Here is a 21,176-nt window from a genome sequence, read left to right on the forward strand (position 1 = left end):
GTCAACTGTCCGATGAGTTTGGGAGTATTGAGTGAAGAGAATAGTTGGGAGCGATCGGCAATGCAAGTTGCCTTCACTCAAAAATTCTCTTCCAACTCAACACTCACAACTCAAAACTATTGAGATAGCGTGCGGCGCTTAGTAACCATCCGGTAGGCTTCAATAATATCGCCTTCCGCCCAGTCGCTAAACCCGCTCAAGGAAATACCGCATTCATAGCCAGTATTGACTTCCTTGGCATCTTCCTTCATCCGTTTGAGGGAGTCAAGGACACCTTCGTAAACGACATTGTTGCCCCGGCGCACCCGCACCTTACAGTTGCGGATGACCTTGCCTTCGAGTACGTAACATCCAGCCACAGCCCCGCGACCGATCGCGAAGACAGCGCGCACTTCCACCTTACCCAGAGGTTCTTCCACCAGTTCGGGTTCCAGCAGTCCTTCCATCGCCCCTTGAATATCATCCAAGAGTTTGTAGATGATGCTGTATTCCCGCACGTCTACGCCCGCTTGGTCGGCTGCTTGGCGAGCGCCGGTGGCGAGAGTAGTATTGAACCCGATAATCACAGCATTACTAGCTGCGGCCAGGTCAATATCCGTTTCTGTGATTTCCCCAGGAGCAGATAGCAGCAATCGGAGTTGAACTTCTTTTTGAGGAAGTTGGGTCAGAGAACCGACAATGGCTTCCAGGGAGCCTTGGACATCTGCCTTCAAGATCAAGTTGAGTTCCTTAAGAACGCCTTCCTTAGCTTGTTGAGAGAAGCCACTGAGGCTGATCCGACCACCTTGAAGTAGACGCGAATCTCTTTGGGATGTAGCTCTTCCGCTTGCGATCGCCGCTGCTTCTTTTTCGTTAGCGAAGACATCAAACTCATCTCCAGCTTGCGGTACTTCCCGCAACCCCAGCACTTCCACAGCGAAGGATGGACTTGCTTGGTCTACGCGATCGCCGCGATCGTCGATCATCGCCCGCACCTTGCCCAGAGCAGAGCCTGCGACCACAATATCACCCACTCGCAGCGTGCCATTTTGCACCAGCAGAGTTGCCACTGGCCCCCTTGCCTTGTCGAGGTGAGCTTCAATTACAGTACCCTTAGCCGCTCGGTTCGGGTTAGCGTTGAGGTCTTCCATTTCCGCGACTGTCAGAATCATTTCCAACAGCGTATCGAGGTTTTCCCCTCGGATAGCGCTGACTGGAACCATCGTCACATCGCCGCCCCAGTCATCTGCGACCAAGCCGTACTCAGTAAGCTCTTGCTTCACCCGTTCCGGCTGAGCGCCCTCCTTGTCAACTTTATTGATAGCCACGACAATTGGCACTTTCGCCGCTTTCGCGTGGCTGATAGCTTCAATTGTCTGGGGTCGCACGCCGTCGTCCGCCGCCACCACCAAGATGGCAATATCTGTCACCCGCGTACCGCGAGCCCGCATAGCTGTAAAGGCTTCGTGACCGGGCGTATCCAAAAATACCACCTGCTGGCTCTTGCCTTCGTGTACCACATCCACGTGGTAAGCACCGATGTGCTGGGTAATACCCCCAGCTTCTCCCTGAGCGACCTTGGTTTTGCGGATCGAGTCTAGCAAAGTAGTTTTGCCGTGATCCACGTGGCCCATAATCGTTACCACTGGCGGACGGCGCTGGAGGTATTCCAAATCTGCCTCATCGATCATCTCGATGATTTTGGTAGCTGGCTCTTCTATTTCTGGGGTTTCTACCTCTACGCCCATTTCTTCGGCTACCATTCTCACCGCTGGAATGTCCAGGGTTTCGGTAATGTTGACCGCAATACCTTTAGAGAACAGCCTCTTAATAATTTCGGTTTCGGGAACAGCCAAAGTAACTGCTAGTTCTTGAACGGTCATCGGTCTGCTCAGCAGCAGCTTTTCTGGACGTTCTACCTTAGCTTCGGCTGTTTTGCCGCGGTTGCCGCGTCCCCCGGAAGAACCAGAAGAGCTTTTATCGTGAGAAGGGCCCGGTCTCTTATTTTTGCCGCTGCTACCGGGTGCGCCCGGAGTTGGTGTTGACTTTGGTGCTGCTTGTGTCTTCGCCTTAGCTGGGCGGGCTAGAGACAGGCTGACGGTGACTGGTGCTGGCATATCCAAGCCATTTTCTAAGTCATCGTCATCCTCGTCTATGGGTTTGAGGCGACGATTTTTGGCCTTGGCTGCTTTGGCTGCTTTGGCAGCATCTGAGTTTTCGTCATCATCTTCTTCCCAAATGACCTGTGTCTTTTTGGCTGGCTTTGGCAGAGTCGGCTTTGGAAGGAGAAGAGTATCCAGCAACAACGACGTATCGTCTCCGTCATCGTCTGCGTCTTCTCCGGTGGCAGAAATGTCACCGCCCCGGCTACGCAACCCAGCGGCTGACGTTGCGGGGGCAAGGCTCCGGCGCGGGCCGCCCTGCTGGGGTCGATCGGCAAGTGCTGTTTTCACTGGCCCACCAGCACCTGGGCGAGGTCTTTGAGCGTCGCTACCGGATGGTGCAGGTCTGCTGGGGCGGCTCGGTTTCGCCGGCGCTTCCAGAGTTTCTCCCTGTTCTGATTGGTCTTGATCGGTTCTGGCCAGTTTCAGTACCGGCTTGTTTCCCAGAGTTTGTGGGTTGCGGCCAGCCTGCTCGGACGCCGCTCTGACTGGTGGCGACGTGAGTTTTGCCCCTGCTGGCGGCGCTGGAGGGGCGACCGGCGGGCGGGGGGTGCGTTCTGGAGCCTTTTCTGACGGCCGTTGAGGTGTCGCAGGTGCTTGAGCCTGGGAGCTTGTTTCCGGGGCGATCGCACCTACAGTTTCCGAGCTTGTTTCTGAAGCTGCCGCCGATCCACCGACATTTGGCTTCGAGAGTACAGGTCGATTGATATTTGGTTTAGCTGGAGGCTGGAGTTGTTGAGAGGCGGGCGATTTGGGAGGAGTGGCCACGGTGGCCCCAGGCTGGTTTTTTTGCTCCTCGTTGCCTGCGGGCTGGGACGAAGCACCAGCCGGCCGTACTTTTGGACTGCGTATTTCTAAAATTTGCTGCTTTTTTTGTTGGTCGTTAGGATGAGGGCCAGATTCTCTAGATGGCGCTGCTGCTCTTTCGGGGGGAGCTGGCTTGCCGGGGGTAGAGTGGCTGGCTACGTATTTTTCCGCCGTTTTGCGAATGCGCTCTGCTTCAGATTCTGTAATTGTGCTGCTGTGGCTCTTTACTGAAATATTGAGCCGCTCGCAAACTGCCAAGATGTCTTTATTATCCAAATTTAGTTCCCGTGATAATTCGTAAATTCTTACTTTGCCGTTGTTCATCCACTCTGCCCTCTTTTGTGCCAACCAGTTTTTACATTTTGATTTTTTGTTCTAATGACGACATCATTCGCTGTGATTGATTCAGTGTCAAGAATCGGGGTTTTGGTACTCGCTCAGCAATTTTATCTAAAAGATGCAATTCGCTGAAGTCTGCGGTTGGAGAATTCTCAAGTTTTTTTTGGGAAAGCGAGAACTGTCTAGTCTGAATTTTGGCAACTGCCACAAATCAATCTTTAAAGTTTGTCTTTCCACCTTGAGGATACCTCTGCTAGTACCCTACCCTTATCTAATCTGACACAAATCTTTCCAGACTGGTGGGCAGATCGGATCGGGGTTTTAGAGCTGGCGCTACCGGTAATTACTGGTAGGGCTGCCAAGAGGGTTTATACAGTCGAGGCCGAACTATTGTCGGTTTGGTGTCCGATCGATTCCGAGTCAGATGTACAGTCAGATGTGGCTAAACGCTGCCAAAGTGTTTGGTACAGTTCGTCAGACACAGGCGCTTTGAGCGATCGCCCAAGTCGATTTTTTTTCTGAGCTGCTTTGAGGCATTGGCTCGCCGGACAAAGGTAAGCGGAACGACCGAGGCCGCGATCTAATTGTACCTGATGAGAAGGATAGAGCCTGACTACTCGCCAAAAAGCTTCCTTAGGAGCTATTTTTCGACAACTTGTGCAACACCGGTAGTTCGGTTTCATTTCTAGTGATTCGGGGAGAGTTGAGAGAGTGGGAGAGGGGGGAATAGGGGAATTGTCCTCCTTGTCTCCCGTGCCAGAAACATAAAAGTGAATGTCACAGTGTTTAGACTGTGGCTGCGGTTTCGTCCGTGGCTGGCTCCTCTTGCTCAAATTCTGCCGTTTCCTCGTCGCCGTCGTAGCCGGATCCTTCCTCTTCGTCGTAGTCGTCGCCTGCTAGTTCTTCGAGCCTGCTTGCTTCTGCTGCCAGTTTGATGTCTTCGGCGTCGCGATCGTACTTAGCAATATCTTTGATATCGATTTTCCAACCTGTCAGGCGGGCTGCGAGGCGGACGTTCTGACCTTCTTTACCAATGGCAAGACTCAGTTGGTCTTCCGCGACCAAAATGTGAGCGCGCCTGCCTTCTGGGGCAACCAAACGCACTTCATCTACTCTAGCCGGACTCAGAGCGTTAGCAATATAGGTTGCAGGATCTGGAGACCAGCGGATCACGTCTATTTTTTCGCCGCGCAATTCGTTGACTACTACCTGAATTCGCGATCCCCGCGCTCCGATGCAGGCTCCTACCGGGTCTACATCGCGATCGAGAGTATCTACTGCTATTTTAGTCCGAGGGCCGACGTGCCGGGAGGGCGGATTTGCCTCCCTAGCTACGGCGACAATCCTCACCACCCCATCTTCTATTTCTGGTACTTCGTTAGCAAACAGGTAAACCACCAAACCGGCGTCTGCTCTAGAAACAAGTAACTGCGGCCCTCTAGTAGAACCTTCGCCTACTTTTTTGAGATAAACCTTGAATGTAGCGTTCGCACGGTAATTGTCGTTGGGCAACTGTTCGCGTTTGGGGAGTTCGGCATCTACTTCCGGCTGACCGAAGCTGCTGGTAACTGCCAAAATTACCGACTGCCTCTCAAACCTCAGCACTCTTGCTTGAAGAACAGTTTCTTCTAAATCTTTAAACTCTTCTTGAATCATTTTGCGCTGTTGGTCGCGCAGTTTTTGAGCCAGCACTTGTTTGGTTTGGATCGCTGCCATGCGACCAAATTCTTTTTGATCTGGTGTTACATCTACAAGTACGATGCTCCCAGGCTGAGCTTCCGTCGCTACTTCTTGTACTTCAGAAAGTGCTATTTCGTGATCGGGATTGACGACTTCTTCGACAATAGTTTTGTTAGCTAAAACGCGAAAACCTTCTTGTTCTGCGTCTAATTCTACATCAAAATTGTCGAAGTATTCTTCGCTGAAGTGGTCGAGTTTTTGGGTGCGACGGTAGCGTTCGTATCCTTTAAGCAGGGCTTCTCGCAATGCTGCTTGGACGGCGTGTTTGGGTAAATTTCGCTCTTTGCTAATACCTTCGATCATTTCTTTGAGTCCGCGCAAGGGAACCATTGACATATAAAACACTCCTTTGTTTGATGGGACAATACGTAACTTGTAATTGGAAATAGATCGATTGGTGATTGACAGCAGGTAATAGTTTAAAAAAGTGATAACTGATGATTGATGAGTTACAAAGATAGCATTAGGGTATCTCGGTGCTGCAACAATTTATTGTTGTTCTACTTCAAGCCTGTGGCTAAAGATGTGATTCTTAAAAATTAACTCGCAGCGAAGCATTTTTAGCTTCCTGCGAGGCAATCTCAAAACTCAAATCGGGCAGACAAGGGGTACTGCCCCTACAACTCAAAATTCAAAATTTCCCTTTTTTACTCTTTACCTTCGTCTAGTTCAACTTTGACAATCTGGGGGCGGGGAATTTTAACCTGTCGCCCTTTTAGATTGAGATAAACCGTTGTTTCATCCCTGCCCACAAGTAGTCCTTTCCACTCTTTGATTCGCGAGTCGGGTTCGGTGGCTGTGAGTGTGACGGGGAAACCTTTAAAAGTAATGAATTCTCGATCGCTGCTGAGCAATCGGGATATTCCGGGACTGGAAATCTCTAGCACGTAGGCGTCGGGGATGATGTCGGATGCGTCTAACTCGACTTCCAGGGCTGTGCTCATCCGCTCGCAGTCGGCTAAACCGGTGTCTTGCTGGACGTTACGGATGTCTACCCGCAAGACGGGAGGATTTTGGTTGGTGTGAAACACTGCTCCCACTACTTCCAATCCCAGTGTTTCTGCAACGGGGGTAGCTAAGTCAATGATTTGTGGGATTAGGGGATGAGTCATATCGAATACTTAAACTAAAACTCCTGAACTCGGACAGGGCAATGAAAAATCAGTTGTTGAGATTGCTTTGTTTCGATCGGCCAAAAAAAACGGAGACCAGCCCCGGCAGGGCCCTCGGGCTAGGCCCAAAATTTTAGACTCTAGTTCAAGCTCCCAGATTCACCGAGGTGCAAGTAAATCTCAAATCTAAAATCCTTCGACAGTTCAACCTCGTGCCGAAGTCTCAAATCTCAAATCGACTGGTTTTTGACCGTTAGATATGAGTGTTTTACGCTCAAATTGATTCGTGGAATGAAGAAAAAGATGTCAGATTTTCAAGCCCGACGATGAGCTTGTGGGGTTTAAATTCTGCCTTCTACTTTCTGCTTTCTACCTTGGGATGACTTGATTTCGTCGCCCGCGGCCCTTGGTTTTCAACTTGCAGGTGTGATGCCTTAAGCCGTTTGGCTGGGACTCGTGCAACAAAAAAAGTGGGTTCGACCCACTCCTAGGTGAAACAGTTTCTTCCAAGAAGTTTGAGGGCTACTTTCGATCGAAGGGAGGCCTCGCTACTCAGTTTAGCTCGATCGCCCGTCCAGTGACAAATCACCTTCGGAACAAGCCCATTTGCGAAGTGGGGCATTGGGCATGGGGCATTGGGCAAAGAGGGCATTGGGCATTGGGCATCGGGCATTAGTTCCCCAACTGTCAACTGTCAACTGACAACTGAAAGAAAGAAAGAGGGCGGGCCCGCACCATCCACCGCCCCTACAACAGGCCAACTGTCAACTGTCAACTGTCAACTGTCAACTGTCAACTGTCTAACGCGGTGCTATCCGTTGCAGTTGTTTAGCTTGTTCTAAAATTTTCTCGAAGTCTTCTTCGCTCAACCGCTGGATGTAGTTGATTTTGAACTCTTCTAGGAAGTCGCACAATAGCAATTGTATTTCTTGCCAGGTTTGCTGCTGTTGCAGTTCGGCCCCTAAAGCTTGCCCGAAATGTTGGACTAGCTGGCTTGATAGTTTGGTACCTACGGGGTCTTCGCTGGCGATTTTAAAGGCTTCGTAGGCATCTTGGGGGCCGAGGGTGACTAATTTCGAGAGTTCTGCAACTAATTGCTCTGCTAGCTGTGCGGGGAGGTTTCCCAGTCCGGGTACTTGCTTCCATCCTTGATAGAGAGGGGATTGTTTGAGAAATAATTCTATGTTGTAGCGGAGGAGGGCTTCTAAGTCGGGTTGGAGTTGGGGCAGGACTTTGTAGACGGTGATTTGGACGAGATGGGTGGCGATCGCTTCTATTTCATTGATATTGTTGATATCTAGATAGCGTTGTTTTTGCGATTTAAATAGTTGACGGGCTAGTTCGCCTGTGGTAATTGATTGTTGCATCTGGTTGATCAGCTGAATTACTACTACTTCGGTCAATTCTTGGGCGAAGTTGGCGACGAAACCCCGGCTGATTTGGGTGCGTATGGGTTGGAGGTCGGGCATTTTGGCTTGGTGGATGCGAATTGTGACGGGTAATACTCGCAACAGGCGCCAGAAGGGAAGGAACAGAAAGATGTCGTACCACCGCCAGAGCATGGCTGCTCGCCAACTGACACTGCGGTGGCGGCGGCTGATGAAGTAGGTGCGGGCTAGAAATTCGATCGCGAATATGGCAATAAATGGCAGGTCGATTTGCCAGAAGTTGTCTGTAAATTCCCCATTTTCACCGATCGTGCGGTAATAGTTGGTGGCGATTAACGGCTTGATTTTGGCGTCAAACCAAGTGATTTCTTGTTGCCAGCCTTTTTTGTTTAAATACTCTTGGCTCCAGAATGTTTTGAATGATTGTTTGGCTGATTGCTGCGGATTCGGCGTGCGATCGCGCATCCGGTCTTTAATTTTTTCTAAGGTGCCACTTTTTGATGCTAATCGAAACGGATCTTCGTCGATCGTGTTCGCGCTCAGAGTGTTTATTTCTTCCAATTTGGCTGCTACTTGAGGAGAGGACAAGCCTGTTTGCACTACTTGATTTTTTAATTCTGCTAAGGTTTCTAGATATTTCTGGGTGTCTCGGTGGGGTTTAATTCCTTTGAATGGGTCGTATATTTGGGTGAGAACCGGTAGTTGCCGGAAGTAGAAATCTCGGGAGGTAACATAAGTCATATCAAATAATACTAGGCTTAAATTTCCTAGTGCGACCAGTGCAATGAACCGCTCGAACCAGGGTACTTTCGGTGATTCTTTGCGGGAGTCTTGAGTTTGAGATGGCTGTAGTTTTGGTGTCACTGGCATTTCCTAAATAAGTAGACGGAGCGAAATAAATGTAACTGGTAATAGCTGGAAAAAAGGAAACAGCTTAAACTGGCTAACTGTCGGGTTGCGATCGGATTGCGATCGAGTAAGCTAGTATTTATTTGAACCAGGGGAAAGTTGGGTAGTTTGGGATTGTTGATTTTGCCGGGTTGAGTAAAATTTTATACTTGTAAAATATTAAGGTCGATCGAACTTAACGGTAGCTGCTGCTCCCGTTAGTTTGGTTCTCTCTGGCAATAAAATTATATCTCAGGCAGAATCCTAAGTTGTTTTTCGGCGTTGCAGAGCTAACTGGGCTGGTAATAAATTACTATTTTTGTTTAATCTGCTGGCTGTTTGAGGGCTAAATCAAATCTCTTGCGTCGATCGCAGTTTAAGGTTAGATTTGGACTTCGAGTTTGAGGTCAAACCCTCAAGAGAGGTATACTTGCTCAGGGGCAGTCTGCCGAGGGCGCTTCCGAGCAAGTGCGAGGGTTCTGCAACCTCCCTAAGGTTCGGGATCTCGCTTGCACAAAAACCAGCTAGCGATCGGACTCTTGAATAAAATAACCGAAGATCGAGCCCGCCGGGCCCGAAAGCTTCAGACACGGGTTCAAGTCGGCAGCGGTTTCAAGCGCCTTGAATATTTATTGACATCTCGAAGTGCAATATATTGAGAATCAAAAAAATGTCTAGTTATGGCTGCCAGCAAAACTTAATTAGTTCCGATTCTCATCTGAGAGCGATTTTAGAGTTTGTATGTGGTGAGTCAAACAAGCTAGCAAATTGTGCCATTTACTATGGACGACAGTTATATTTCAAGACTAGGAAGATTCCCGGAAAATACGATTTCCATAAAATGTTCAAGTCAAACTTGCATTTTAAAGCTCTGTACTCTCATGTCGCACAGCAAACTCTAACCAACGTCGCCGAATCTTTTAGTTCATACATTGGACTGCTGAAACGAATTGGATCTGGAACGGTAACGCAACATCCAAGATTGCCGGGATACAGAAAAGACTCTCTTAAATTGGTCACATTCTCCAAGGCTGATGTCAAATTAAAAAATGGAATGCTGCGCTTCCCATTGGGAAGTAAAGTCAAGCTTTGGTTAGGAATTAGTGAGTTATTTCTGCCCCTGAGTATAATTTTGTTCGCATTTTGTTAATATATGACATACTGCCTTAATCTCGATTGCCCAAAAGACAAGCGTCAGAACCCACCAGGCACAAAGTATTGTCTTAATTGTGGTTCCAAGCTGTTGCTAAAAGACCTTTATGCAGCAACCGAACCGCTGCGCGACGGAGGATTTGGCAGGACTTTTCGAGCTGTCAATCATGGAAAATTTGAGGAACTTTGCGTTATCAAACAGTTGTCGCCACCGCAGGAATTTCAGCGGAAGCCGGCTCATTTTAAAAAATATGTCCGACTGTTTGAACAAGAGGCAAGAAGGCTTTACGAACTGAAGCACCCACAAATTCCTCAGCTAATTTCTTATTTTGAGGAAGATGGTCGATTGTATTTGGTGCAAGAGTTTATTGATGGGAATAATTTAAAGGATGAGTTAGAAAAGTACGGTGCTTATAGCGAACTTAAAATTAGGGAACTGTTATTAGATTTGTTGCCTTTGCTGAATTTTGTTCACGAGCGCAATGTAATTCACCGGGATATTAAGCCTGAGAATGTGATCCGCCGCAATCGCGATCGCAAGTTGGTGCTGATAGATTTTGGGGTTTCCAAACAGGTAGTAACTGATGCTCCAACCAAAACGGGGACGAAGTTGGGAACTCCCGGTTATGCGGCGCTAGAACAGCGGCACGGTAGGGCTGTTCCTGCTAGCGACCTTTATAGTTTGGGGGTGACTTGCATTCGCTTGCTGACTTCTGTGATGCCTTATTTGGATATCTACGGGGACATTCACGATGACCTTTACGACCCGCTCGAAGGTCGCTGGCTTTGGAGGGAGGCTTTGCCGAAAGGAACAAAAATTAGCCAGGATCTAGGTCAGATTTTGGATAAGTTGATTCAGGAATATGTGAAAGACCGCTACAAGTCTTCTCTGGAAGTTTTTGAGATTTTAAAACCTGCTGCTGTTGTTGTTCCACCAGATTCTAAGTTGCAGCAGGCAACTGTTCTTAGTGCTTCTTTGCCGACTCAACCTGTGACTAAAAATCCGATTGTTTCTGTGAATTTAGAGTCGGAAAAAGGGATTGATTATTCTCAGTTGGAAAGGCTGCTGGCTGCTAAAAATTGGCGTGGTGCTGATGAGGAAACTTCTGTGAAAATGCTGGAAGTGATGCAGCAAGTTTCGAGGGGTTATTTGAGTGAGGAAGATATTAGGAAGTTTCCCGCTAAGGATTTGCAGACGATTGACCAACTTTGGGTGCGACACAGTCACCGGAGGTTCGGTTTTTCTGTACAAAAGGGTTTTTGGGTCAAGTCGGGGGGAAAGGCTGGTGTTTATGATGCTGATGTTTGGGAGAAGTTTGGCGATCGAGTGGGCTGGCGAGTTAACGGTCAGTGGGTATACTATTCTGAACTGAATTTTAGTTCTAAGGCAATGCCTGGACATTTGCCGGGAGGGACTGTTTTTGGGTGGGAAGGTGGGGTTTTGTGTGGTGTTTTGGGCTTGGGTGGGATCTGGTTTCTGCTGTCGCGGCGAGATTTGTAGTCATTAGTCATTAGTCATTAGTCATTAGTTAGTAGTGATTGGTTATTGGTTATTGGTGGTTTGTTATTTTTAATTCTCGATTCTCAATTCTCTATTGCCTATTACCATAAATGAGGTGTTATGTATGAATTTTATAAAAAAAAGAGAAAAAGTAAGATATAGCCTTTGTCAAAAAGATGAGGTATGACTGACAGCTTATATCACCACTAAACTAATAAACTAAGAAGGGCTCGCATCCCAACAACATACCTCATCTTTCTGAGAACTGTTGTATAATCACAAACTATTTTTTTGTGATATGTTTTGAGTGAAGGGCAAGTTTATCAAGCTACAGACCAGTCCCGAGCCGTAGAAAAGTATGAGGACGGGCTTTAGCTCCAATTTACTAAGGAGATTTCTTTACTATGTTGCAAGAAAAACGTCTCAAGCCGTGGACTGTAGTTCGATCGCTTCCGAATGTGGAAAAGGTGGTTGTGGGTCAGTTTCGTAGTTGGTCTGATGCAGACGGTCACTTGCAAATTCTGAAGCGGATGGTTCCTGCCGATCGGTTAACTGTTGTGTTCGATCCGGTAGTTCCAGCGTGATGTCGCTGCTAAATTGATCGGCGTGCTGCGATCGCCCGATCTGTGCGATCGCCTCTTTTTTTTACATAAAAATTTACATAAAAATTTACAGAAAATATTACATAAAAATTGCGATCGCACGCGCGGGCGATCGCAACTAAAATCATTGTCGTTAACTGCGACGAATTTCAGTAACTTGGTCGGCAACATCCAAAATTGCTGGCGGCATCGAAGGCCCAGTCAAAATAATATCCAAATCGTGGGGCTTGCTGTCAATCAATTCGAGCACTTCTGTCTCCCGAATCAAACCTAAATTCACCGCCAAACTCAACTCGTCGAGAATAACTAAGGCGTAACTACCGGAGAGCACCGCATTTTGAACGTACTCCCACAATTGTGCGATCGATCGCGTTTCGATCTCATCTAAATCGGCATTCTCAATGCAGCGGGGCAAATCGCACCGCACCCAATCTAAATTTTGCCCGAGTCGCACGGGATGTTGATGCCCTTGATTGATTCCCCCTTTGAGGAACTGCACCGCCAACACCGGAGATCCCTGTCCTGCAATTCTCAGGGCTTGAGCCATAACATTTGTAAAAAAGCAGCGGTGCGGGCCTGTAAAAACTTGCACCAGCCCTTTAACTGTGTAGGGCAAGCTGTGGGTCAAATTGAGTTTAGGGGTTTGTAACTGAGCAACCATAGGGCAATATTTAATTAGTAACTAAGTCTTGACTGCTGCTCCGAGCTGCACGTGGCTGGAGCCTGCTTAACAATATATAGTGTACTTGGCCGATCGCAGATCCGATCGAACGCTAGATATACAAATTGTCAAAAGCTCGCGGCAGTAGCATTCGGAGCCGTCAATTAGATTTTGAACTCAAGCAAGCACTTGTGCAGAAGCCTGCTTTTTTAGCGAAATATAGCAGGGAAGCCGACAGTTATGAAGTTATAGATCCAAAAACCCGGGCGATGAGAGTCTTGGTGGCTCCAGGACTGTCAATAAAACGTACAGATCGCATAGAATTTGAATGTCGTGGCACTAGGAGCAGGCACTGTGAGATTGGTGATTCTGGGAGGGCCAGGAGCGGGAAAGGGAACTCAAGCACAACATTTGTGCACCAATTTGAGCATTCCTTTGCTGGCAGTTGGGGACATTCTGCGTGCGGAAATCGCAGGTGAGACAGACTTGGGCAAGTTGGCCGTGTCTTATGTGGAAAAAGGCGAGTTAGTTCCCGATGAAATTTTGATTCGATTTATCGGCCGTCGGCTGCTGCTGTGGGATGTTTTTAATGGCTGGGTGTTGGAGGGATATCCGCGAACGGCTTTTCAAGCTGAGGAATTGGATTTTTTGTTAGACGATTTGGCGCAGGAGCTAGATTGGGCGGTTTGGTTGAAAGTGCCTACTGAGGTGTTGCTGAGTCGATCGATCGAACGCGATCGATCGGACGATGAGCCGGAAATTTTGCAGCGCCGGCTCGATTTGTACGAGGAACGCACTATTCCGATTTTAGAGTATTACGAACATCGGAACAAGCTGTTAACTATCAATGGCGATCGATCTCCCGAAGAAGTGCAGCAGGATATTCTTAAAATGGTTAATAGTTAGTTGTTAGCTGTTATTTGTTATTTGTCGATCGATACCCAATGCCCAATGCTCAAGTAGTGTCAAGTTAAGACTGAAAGCCTTGATAAATCTCGTTTTTACCTGAGTCTCGGATCCCCCTAAATCCCCCTTAAGAAGGGGGACTTTGAGTAATTTCTTGTCCCCTACTTGTAGGGGCGGTGCCAAGAGTGCCCGCCCTCTTGGCTAGGGGGGATTTAAGATAAATTTCGTTTTTACCTGAGTCTAGATCCCCCTAAATCCCCCTTAAGAAGGGGGACTTTGACTGCACTCTTGTCCCCCCCTTCTTAAGGGGGAGTAGGGGGCAAGCTAAGGGGGGATCGGGGCCTAATCGTCAAACAGCAGTCTGTGACTGGGTTAGAAGTTAAATTGACACCAATTCCCAATTCCCAATTCCCCATTCCCCATTCCCCATTTTATGTCTATAAAACGTGCCGATGGCCGACTACCAAATCAACTTCGTCCGATTTGTTTCGATCGCGAATTCAACAAATTTGCTAGCGGTTCGGTGCTAGCGAAAAGCGGCGATACTCAGGTACTTTGCAGCGTTACGATTAAGCCGGGAGTGCCTAGGTTTCTGGAGAATACCGGAAAAGGTTGGCTGACGGCGGAGTACCGAATGTTACCGGGGGCTACGCCGCAGCGGCAAGAGCGGGAATTTATGAAATTATCGGGGCGCACTCAAGAGATTCAGCGGTTGATTGGCCGGAGTTTGCGATCGTGCTTGGATATGCAACTTTTGGGGGAACGGACGATTATTGTCGATGCTGATGTGTTGCAGGCAGATGCGGGGACTCGCACGACTTCTATTAATGGCGCGTTTGTGGCTGTGGCTGATGCTTTGAATAAGTTGGTGCAAAAAGGTGATTTAGGGCAGTCTCCTTTGATTCGCCAAGTAGCGGCCGTGTCTGTGGGACTTTTGGAAGGCGAGCTGTTTTTAGATTTGAATTATCTTGAGGATGTGGCGGCGGAAATTGATTGTAATGTGGTGATGAATGGGGATTTGAATATTATTGAAATTCAGGGAACTGCGGAGGAGGGAAGTTTTAGTCGCAGTCAGTTAAATCAAATTTTGGATTTGGCAGAAACTGGGATTCAGGAGTTGTTGGAGGCGCAGCGGCAGGCTTTGGTTTAGTAGGAATTACGCATGGGAGTCCAGAAACCGGGTTTTTTTGAGAATACTTCGTCGCAGTTGAAAGATTTGGTAAAAACCCGGTTTCTTTGGTCGGAGTGCGCGATACTAAATCTGGGCAAATTTATCTTCTTTATGACTCGGCGGTTGAAACCGCGTCTACACAAACGAAGTCCGCCTCCGCGGACTAAGAGGGTATTTGTATATCTAAAACTAAACTTCATCGCTCTTACCTATGGCCTTTCGGACTTTCTCAACTTGCTTCGGTGCTTCCATTTCAGTGAAGAGTCGAATCGCCTCTTGAAAATGAGTCTGACTATTTTCGGTATCACCCATCTTTTGGTGAGTTAAGGCAAGTTGATAATGAGCCTCCGCTAAATCGCATTTAGCGCCGATTTTCTCTAGAAGTGCGATCGACTCTGAATGATGGGAAAGGGCTGTTTCAAATTCTCCCTGTATGCGATAGAGTTCTGCTAGGCCACTGAAAGCTTGTCCTTTAACTTGAGTATAGCCACTCTCGTCAGCATCTGAGATTACTGTAAGGAAAAGTTGACGAGATTTTTCTAACTCACCCAAATTTTTATAAGTATGGGCAAGAAAAAATAGTTTATTTCCTCTGCTCCACTCGGTACAAATACCATTAGTCTTATAATTAGAATTTTCATTTTTTTCAGCAAAATGACGTGCTTCTTCAGTTAAACCCAAACATGACTTAACAAATGCAATGGAAAACCAACAACTCCTGATAGTTCCCGAAATAAGGCCCTCAGAATTAGCAAATAAAATTGACTGCTGAAGAAAATCATCTGCCTTTTCCAATTCGCCTAAAGCTATTTGACAAAGACCTAAATTCAATAAAGATCCTATTTTATTTTCTCTAAATTTGAGCCTGATTTCTTCCGAGCAATAATTTTTATTATTTAGAGAATTATTTACTATTTGATAACATTTTTCGTGGCAGTTAATAGCTTTATTTATCTTACCAGTCAACCAGTATAAATCACCTAATATAGTATAAAGTAAACTTTTATCTACTAAGTTGATATATATTTCCTCTATAATTAAAACGATTATTTTAATGAGAGTTTCAAATCGCCCTAATCTATAAAAAGATTGACCAAGCGCGGCTTTTTTCACCCATTTATTATCTCGCTTTTTTACAAGAACCTGACCTGCTAATTCGTAGTTAGCAATTTCTATATAGTGGAAGTAAGATTCTAAAGCTTTCACTGCATCTTCTATAGTTTCAACCGTCAGAACACTATCTCTCCAAAATTCAGCAGCTTTATGATTTGCTTTCTCCAAATCTTCACTATCTCTCAACCGTGCGATCGCCTCTGCCCGAATCACTGGATGCAACCAATATTCTCCTTTTAAACCCTCTACTAAAGACCGACTTCGCAAAGAATCAATCACGCGCCTGCGCTGTGCTTCTGGCACATCCCACAGTAAGCACAATAAGCCCTCCGTGGGTACAGTCGGCACATCCTGTTGATAGCGATAACATCCCAAACGGCAGAGGAGTCGATAGGCTTCGGGATAAGTTTTTGCGAGACGATTAAACTGCTCTTTGACAAGGTTTTCTACAGCTAACTCCACCAATAAACCAGCTTCAACTTTATGTTCTTGCCAATAGGCTACCATCCCTCCATCTCTCTGTATGGGATCGCATAAAATAGTCATCGCCAAGGCATTACCGCCATAAGCTTTGTGGATTTCTTTTAGAGTTGTCACATCTATCTCAATATCGCGACTAAAAAAATCTTGCCACGCTTGTTCATCGAGGCTAGGTAACGAGTAATTGATGATACCTACGCCTTCAGCTAAAGGTTCACGACTGGTAATTAACGTTACTGACTGTACCGAATAATCAGCCAAAACTCGCAACAATTCCACATAGCGGCGATGGGGTTCAATAAATCTGCCTTGTCCATCTAGCGCGGGTTCCAAATTATCAATTAATATCCCCACTCGGCGCGTCTGAAGTTGGCGCTTCAGTCTCCCAAGCGTAACTCCAAACTCCCGCCCAGGTTCTTCCTGAAAGTCCCGCTTCAGCCATTCTTCAATCACACTTTCAACCAGGGTAATATTTTCTTTCTCCTTTGCCATTAGCAATTCCAGCACTAAGTCAAAACCCTGAGAGTTGAGATATTCCTGTGCCAAAGTTGTTTTGCCCACACCGCCGGGTGCTTGGATGACGATGATTTTTGCGCCTTGGTTGATCCGGATGTTGAGGTAGTCGATCGCCCTTTCCCGTCCCACAAAATTCTGGTTGGGTATTGAGGGATGTGCGATCGGCCCTTCACCATCTACAAAATCTGACTCTGGCTGCTGTCGCAAATAGTCTCGGATCTTCGGCAGCCAGGAGGACTTATTGATTCGTTTCACTTCTCCCATTTCCAGGGCGATCGCCTCACTGATGTCCGCGCTGACTCGTTTGGCATGGCTTTGGCTGTAACCGCTATCCTTGGCAGCATTCTGGATCGTCTTACCCTGCAAAAACTGATCGATCAGACTGCACTGGGCATCAGTTAAAGGACTATTTTGAAAAGCTGACAAAGCTTTTTTGACCCAATTGACCATTGCGGTGCGATCGTCGCCCATAGACCAAAAGATACTTTTTAACGTTGCTTTAGTGTACCATCAAAACCATTGCCATTACAAGGCTTTGGGTAAAACAAGTTTGGTCTTTACAGATTCGTTTCAGGAGAAGGAAACATAAAATGATACTTTTTAGTTCAAAAAAGACTCATGCGCTTTCTAGCTAGTCACCCGAACTCTAGACAAACCCAGAAGCCTTGTCAATTCTAGATTTTAGGTATCCGAATATAGTTTTGTCTGTTTTCACAGTCTTAATAGGGCGATCGAAAAGTATGAATATTTTTGTTGAAAGTTGATACAAAAAAGACTAGCTCATTAAAAAATAAGTCGATATTGTAGAACTTAATTGAGCAAGAATTTTTGTGAAGAGCAATATTCTTACTTGCAGCGATCCTTGTCTCCAAAACTTCGGCTCTAACTGATCCGAACTATACACTTCTTAAAGGAATCTGGTCATGCTGGCACAAACTACAGAAACAAAGACAGGTGAAGATGGTTTTTTGAATTTAGAAAGAGTGCTTAACTCAGAGGCAATTCTAGCTCTCATAAAAGGTGAATTACTCGCTATTCGAGTTCGTCATTACTATCCTGAGATTTTCTGTCAACGAGTACAAGAACGGTTGTCTAGTGAAGAACGAATGGGAGTCTATTCAACTGTTGGTGCGGAAGAGATTGGTCGCGATCGTCTTTCCTATTACGAAACACACAATGACCCAGTACATTGGCAGCAATACTATGCCCAAGCTGGATACAACATTCGAGAAATTCGAGAAATTTTCGATCCTTACTATTCACCAATCGATCGACTGCGACTCAACTTAGACGAAGTATGGCCCGCCGGAGCACATCTCGAAAATATTGATGGTCTACCTATGTTTGTTGGGTTGACTCGTCTTCTTAAACAAGGGTCTTACATTTTCCCTCACAATGACAATATTCAAGAGGATTCCAATTTCAATCCGCGCGCCAAAGAAATTCGCATTCAGCTTGCGGCAAACGTTTACCTCAATATGCCAGAGTCAGGAGGCAGCTTGTTATTATGGGATGCTTCTATGCTTCCAGAAAATTTATCACATTGCCGTCGTGAAGACGCCTACGGATTTGACCCTGAAAAGATTGGCCCTCCTAAGCTTGAAATTAAACCAGAGATTGGCGATTTAATACTGTTTAACTCCCGTTATCTTCATTCTGTATCGCCTGTTGGTGTTGGCGGACGCTTGAGTAGCTCTTGCTTTATTGGTTTTCGTTCTTTCAATTGTCCGCTGTCTTACTGGAGCTAGTGACTACTGTTTCTGACACTTTAATTTAGAGGTTTTGATTGTGACTACTCTTAAGCTTTACCTAAAAGACTCAGAACTCTCGGAAGCAACTGCAAAGATCGTTGAATTGATTAATGGTGAGCAACCGATTATTCGCCTCGATCAAACTATTTTTCACGCTCAAGGAGGAGGACAAAAATCTGACATTGGCTTGATTGACAATATTCTTGTCACTCACGCCTCTCATTCTGGTAACTATGTCGATCATTATGTTTCAGATTTCGGAAATCTCGAAGTTGGGCAGGACGTAAATATTTCAATTGATATCAACAATCGTTTGATTCATTCCAATCACCATGTTGCAGGTCATTTGATTGCAGCATTAATTGAAAAAAGTTTCCCCGATTTGCAAGCAACGGCAGGGCATCATTGGCCTGGACAATCACGAGTTGAATTTTCAGGAACCCTACCACCAATTGAGAAGGTTCAAGAAAGCTTGAAATCCGATCTGGCAGAGGCAATCATTGAAAATCTACCTGTACAAGTCAAGGGCGATCCTTACGGCTGTCGCAAGATTGCGATCGGAGATTTTCCTGCTGTCTCTTGTGGTGGAACACATCCTAAATCTCTTGGCACGTTGAAAGAAGTAGAAGTGACTAAAGTTAAATCGCAGAAAGGAGTGCTGAGAGTTAGCTACTCTGTAGCAAATTAGAGAAAATGTAGGGTTGGCATTGCCAGCCCTATCCAAGCGCGATCGCCCTTTCCTCCATCCGCCTCCATCGTGGCACGGGCGTCCCGCCTGTGCAATAGATTGGTTCAAAAAAGAGCGATCGCCGATAAACTGTTTATAGGTTTTACTAATTTACAATTCTGCTGTTGAACTATTGAGCGATCGCCCTCCTTCATTCCCCAGACTGAATCCGACTCCTCACCCACCGCCTAAACCCTCGAATCATCGACGTTTCCCCCACATTTTTTTGTGTTTCCACAAATCCCATAATCTCAGTTGGCGACAAAAAAGGAAAGTGAGGAGAAACTTCCCGTTCTACATATTCCTGACCTTCTAACTGATAGAATATCAAACGCGAACCGTCATAACGCCAAACCTCGGATACGCCCAAACTCGCATACAATTCCATGCGGTTAATAGAACTGCTAGTGATGTCAATCTCGATTACTAAATCAGGCGGCGGATATTCATTTAAGTCAATTTGCTCTACATCTCGGACAACTCGCTCATTTTCGATATAGTAACACTGATCCGGTTCTAAACCTTTGAGCAAATCTTCGCGCTTGCAAGTTCTCGAACCCAGGCTGCGAATTTCTACATTCAATTCTTCGGTTACTGTTTCTACAAAACGTCCTAAAATTTTTTTGTTACCTTCATGCGAGTCTAAGGGAGTCATGATTTCTAAAGTACCTCGATCGTAATTCAAGCGAATTCCCGCTTGTTCTGCTAGTTCGTTTACCAGAGATTCGTAAGTCTGCCAGCTAATGTTTTTCAGCAAAACTCCCGAAGTTTGACTTTCAATTAGGGTGGCTGTCATGGCTACCTGCTTGCTTTTTAGCTTATTTATTTAGTCCTCGACATACGGGCGGTCAGAAACCGGGTTTTTGCGATATACTTCGTCAGAGCTTGCAAAAACTACAAAAAACCCGGTTTCTTGGATTTTGATACGTCAGTCTGATTACATTTTAGCAAAACTCAGCTTAATTGTAGATCGCACTTTTTCCACTTCCATGAAATGCGATCGCCCTTTTTGAGCTATTGTAAAAACCGACTTTACGATCGCCAATTCATACCGCCAAATACAATTTTATTAGTCCCCAGAGACGGACATCGTTAGTGTAAACCTGGTTTCAACCGCCGTCTCGTCTTTTGATTTAGCATTTCGACCCAACTTACTGGTTTCCAGCCGCTGACTCTGGTAACGAGTAAATCCAAAATCTAAAATTCAAAATATAAAATCTAAAATCGGTTGACGGCTGGCCCCCTATGCGGCTACGCTGTGAATTGATAGGTTGCTTTGCTTGCACAGGAGGCAACCCGCGTCGCCCGAAAATCTAGTTGCACTGCCCAAAGCTGCGCTAACAGCCAAGGACAGCATAACCGCCAAACTGATACAAGCAGTGTGGAGGCTAACGGAGTATCTTAACACTCTCTGTGGCCGCCCTGCTATGCGTTAAAATGCGGGGCGGCTGGATTTTTGGGTTTCCTTAGAAAACCCAAAGTCAGGAGAAAAATAATATGTCACAGGAATTCGTGCCCGACGAAAACTCATCCGTTAGCGAAGCCCTCGAAGAGGATTGTCCAAATTCGGATTCAGCAGCGGTATCGGAACAGGATGTGCTGCTGGTAACGGTTGTGGGTTCGCCCCAGGGTGTCCGGGAAACGATTCTCACTTTGTACCGATTGGGATTTGCCGAAGTTGGTGATTGGAGTCCCGTACAGCGTGCGGCAACTCCCGGGCACGTGATGAGCGTGCTGATTCGTCGTAAAGTGCGATCTGATTGTACGCCGCCGGGAAGGTAAGCTGGGAGGTTTCGCGATCGTCACAGCCCTACGAATGATATCTTAACTGGTTCCCAGGCTGAGCCTGGGAACCCATGTGCGATCGCTCCTCTTCTCAAACCGATGATGAAATGAGAAATGTCGATCGATTCTTTTGGCGGCGATGATGTGGCTTACAAGCAATACCTGGAATCGGAAAAGAGCAATAATTTAAGCTTATTCGCGGGGTCAGAAACCGGGTTTTTTCGATAATACTTGGTTGTGATGCGTAGATGCAGCCAAAAACCCGGTTTCTTTGTCGGAGTGCGTCAGTGAAAGCCTTGGAATAAAGAGGGTATTAAAGCACAATCGGTATTATGATAAAATAAATCAACTCTAAAGATGCGCCTTGACGCAGTGCGGCAAACACCGGGTCAAGAC

General features: G+C 46.4%; 17 protein-coding genes. 8 read left to right on the forward strand and 9 right to left on the reverse strand.

Translation table 11 applies throughout. The features are described 5' to 3' along the window. Positions 1-116: 116 nt before the first annotated feature. The 4 genes from infB to rimP form a co-directional block, all read right to left on the reverse strand. On the reverse strand, positions 117-3,272 hold the full coding sequence (infB, locus tag QZW82_RS12785; protein ID WP_293148636.1) for a translation initiation factor IF-2: 3,156 nt from the start codon (positions 3,270-3,272) through the stop codon (positions 117-119). Between the two features lie 383 nt (positions 3,273-3,655). Continuing rightward, positions 3,656-3,970 carry a YlxR family protein gene (locus QZW82_RS12790; RefSeq protein WP_293148638.1) on the reverse strand — a complete coding sequence of 105 codons (315 nt, stop codon included), beginning with the start codon at positions 3,968-3,970 and terminating at the stop codon, positions 3,656-3,658. A gap of 103 nt (positions 3,971-4,073) precedes the next feature. Further along, positions 4,074-5,363, reverse strand: a complete 1,290-nt coding sequence (gene nusA, locus QZW82_RS12795; protein WP_293148640.1) for a transcription termination factor NusA — start codon at positions 5,361-5,363, stop codon at positions 4,074-4,076. A gap of 311 nt (positions 5,364-5,674) precedes the next feature. Further along, positions 5,675-6,139, reverse strand: a complete 465-nt coding sequence (rimP, locus tag QZW82_RS12800; protein WP_293148642.1) for a ribosome maturation factor RimP — start codon at positions 6,137-6,139, stop codon at positions 5,675-5,677. Between the two features lie 635 nt (positions 6,140-6,774). On the opposite strand from rimP, the gene QZW82_RS12805 reads away from it, so the two are divergent. After that, positions 6,775-6,981: a hypothetical protein gene (locus QZW82_RS12805; RefSeq protein ID WP_293148644.1), complete on the forward strand. Its 207-nt coding sequence runs from the start codon at positions 6,775-6,777 to the stop codon at positions 6,979-6,981. Here QZW82_RS12805 and QZW82_RS12810 read toward each other — a convergent pair. Continuing rightward, positions 6,940-8,391 carry a hypothetical protein gene (locus QZW82_RS12810; RefSeq protein ID WP_363318750.1) on the reverse strand — a complete coding sequence of 484 codons (1,452 nt, stop codon included), beginning with the start codon at positions 8,389-8,391 and terminating at the stop codon, positions 6,940-6,942. The genes QZW82_RS12805 and QZW82_RS12810 overlap by 42 nt on opposite strands. 1,177 nt (positions 8,392-9,568) lie before the next feature. On the opposite strand from QZW82_RS12810, the gene QZW82_RS12815 reads away from it, so the two are divergent. Continuing rightward, entirely contained in the window at positions 9,569-11,068 is a 1,500-nt protein-coding gene (locus tag QZW82_RS12815) for a GUN4 domain-containing protein (RefSeq protein WP_293359695.1), read from the forward strand. A gap of 404 nt (positions 11,069-11,472) precedes the next feature. Further along, a complete protein-coding gene (locus tag QZW82_RS12820; protein ID WP_293148649.1) occupies positions 11,473-11,652 on the forward strand; it encodes a hypothetical protein in 180 nt (59 codons plus the stop codon). Between the two features lie 8 nt (positions 11,653-11,660). Here QZW82_RS12820 and QZW82_RS12825 read toward each other — a convergent pair whose 3' ends face one another. Together QZW82_RS12825 and QZW82_RS12830 are read right to left on the reverse strand one after the other, a co-directional pair. Further along, positions 11,661-11,798 carry a hypothetical protein gene (locus QZW82_RS12825; RefSeq protein ID WP_293148651.1) on the reverse strand — a complete coding sequence of 46 codons (138 nt, stop codon included), beginning with the start codon at positions 11,796-11,798 and terminating at the stop codon, positions 11,661-11,663. Between the two features lie 5 nt (positions 11,799-11,803). Beyond that, complete coding sequence (locus tag QZW82_RS12830) at positions 11,804-12,331, reverse strand: P-loop NTPase family protein (protein WP_293148653.1); 528 nt, start codon at positions 12,329-12,331, stop codon at positions 11,804-11,806. Positions 12,332-12,685: 354 nt separating this feature from the next. Here QZW82_RS12830 and QZW82_RS12835 point away from each other — a divergent pair, with 354 nt between their 5' ends. Then, positions 12,686-13,237, forward strand: a complete 552-nt coding sequence (locus QZW82_RS12835; RefSeq protein WP_293148737.1) for a nucleoside monophosphate kinase — start codon at positions 12,686-12,688, stop codon at positions 13,235-13,237. Positions 13,238-13,670: 433 nt separating this feature from the next. Continuing rightward, a complete protein-coding gene (gene rph / locus QZW82_RS12840) occupies positions 13,671-14,387 on the forward strand; it encodes a ribonuclease PH (protein WP_293148655.1) in 717 nt (238 codons plus the stop codon). A gap of 210 nt (positions 14,388-14,597) precedes the next feature. On the opposite strand, the gene QZW82_RS12845 is transcribed toward rph, so the two are convergent. Next, a complete protein-coding gene (locus QZW82_RS12845; protein ID WP_293148657.1) occupies positions 14,598-16,988 on the reverse strand; it encodes a tetratricopeptide repeat protein in 2,391 nt (796 codons plus the stop codon). A gap of 452 nt (positions 16,989-17,440) precedes the next feature. Between QZW82_RS12845 and QZW82_RS12850 the strand changes: the two genes are divergently transcribed. Then, the gene (locus QZW82_RS12850; RefSeq protein ID WP_293148659.1) at positions 17,441-18,265 is read left to right on the forward strand and encodes a 2OG-Fe(II) oxygenase; all 825 of its coding nucleotides are present in this window, start codon (positions 17,441-17,443) and stop codon (positions 18,263-18,265) included. A gap of 40 nt (positions 18,266-18,305) precedes the next feature. Further along, the gene (locus QZW82_RS12855) at positions 18,306-18,956 is read left to right on the forward strand and encodes an alanine--tRNA ligase-related protein (protein WP_293148661.1); all 651 of its coding nucleotides are present in this window, start codon (positions 18,306-18,308) and stop codon (positions 18,954-18,956) included. A 190-nt stretch (positions 18,957-19,146) separates the two neighbouring features. Here QZW82_RS12855 and QZW82_RS12860 read toward each other — a convergent pair whose 3' ends face one another. Continuing rightward, a complete protein-coding gene (locus QZW82_RS12860; protein ID WP_293148663.1) occupies positions 19,147-19,791 on the reverse strand; it encodes a Uma2 family endonuclease in 645 nt (214 codons plus the stop codon). Positions 19,792-20,492: 701 nt separating this feature from the next. Here QZW82_RS12860 and QZW82_RS12865 point away from each other — a divergent pair. Beyond that, positions 20,493-20,777, forward strand: a complete 285-nt coding sequence (locus QZW82_RS12865; RefSeq protein WP_293148665.1) for a hypothetical protein — start codon at positions 20,493-20,495, stop codon at positions 20,775-20,777. The last annotated feature ends 399 nt before the right edge of the window (positions 20,778-21,176 follow it).

Origin of the sequence: Microcoleus sp. bin48.metabat.b7b8b9.023, from assembly GCF_013299185.1 — a bacterium.
Classification (GTDB): domain Bacteria; phylum Cyanobacteriota; class Cyanobacteriia; order Cyanobacteriales; family Microcoleaceae; genus Microcoleus.

Excerpts from the sequence above, each read along its gene's own strand:
- infB (WP_293148636.1), bottom strand. The coding sequence starts at position 3,272 with ATGAACAACGGCAAAGTAAGAATTTACGAATTATCACGGGAACTAAAT.
- QZW82_RS12790 (WP_293148638.1), bottom strand. The coding sequence starts at position 3,970 with ATGAAACCGAACTACCGGTGTTGCACAAGTTGTCGAAAAATAGCTCCT.
- nusA (WP_293148640.1), bottom strand. The coding sequence starts at position 5,363 with ATGTCAATGGTTCCCTTGCGCGGACTCAAAGAAATGATCGAAGGTATT.
- rimP (WP_293148642.1), bottom strand. The coding sequence starts at position 6,139 with ATGACTCATCCCCTAATCCCACAAATCATTGACTTAGCTACCCCCGTT.
- QZW82_RS12815 (WP_293359695.1), top strand. The coding sequence starts at position 9,569 with ATGACATACTGCCTTAATCTCGATTGCCCAAAAGACAAGCGTCAGAAC.
- QZW82_RS12820 (WP_293148649.1), top strand. The coding sequence starts at position 11,473 with ATGTTGCAAGAAAAACGTCTCAAGCCGTGGACTGTAGTTCGATCGCTT.
- QZW82_RS12825 (WP_293148651.1), bottom strand. The coding sequence starts at position 11,798 with ATGATTTTAGTTGCGATCGCCCGCGCGTGCGATCGCAATTTTTATGTA.
- QZW82_RS12830 (WP_293148653.1), bottom strand. The coding sequence starts at position 12,331 with ATGGTTGCTCAGTTACAAACCCCTAAACTCAATTTGACCCACAGCTTG.
- rph (WP_293148655.1), top strand. The coding sequence starts at position 13,671 with ATGTCTATAAAACGTGCCGATGGCCGACTACCAAATCAACTTCGTCCG.
- QZW82_RS12845 (WP_293148657.1), bottom strand. The coding sequence starts at position 16,988 with ATGGGCGACGATCGCACCGCAATGGTCAATTGGGTCAAAAAAGCTTTG.
- QZW82_RS12850 (WP_293148659.1), top strand. The coding sequence starts at position 17,441 with ATGCTGGCACAAACTACAGAAACAAAGACAGGTGAAGATGGTTTTTTG.
- QZW82_RS12860 (WP_293148663.1), bottom strand. The coding sequence starts at position 19,791 with ATGACAGCCACCCTAATTGAAAGTCAAACTTCGGGAGTTTTGCTGAAA.
- QZW82_RS12865 (WP_293148665.1), top strand. The coding sequence starts at position 20,493 with ATGTCACAGGAATTCGTGCCCGACGAAAACTCATCCGTTAGCGAAGCC.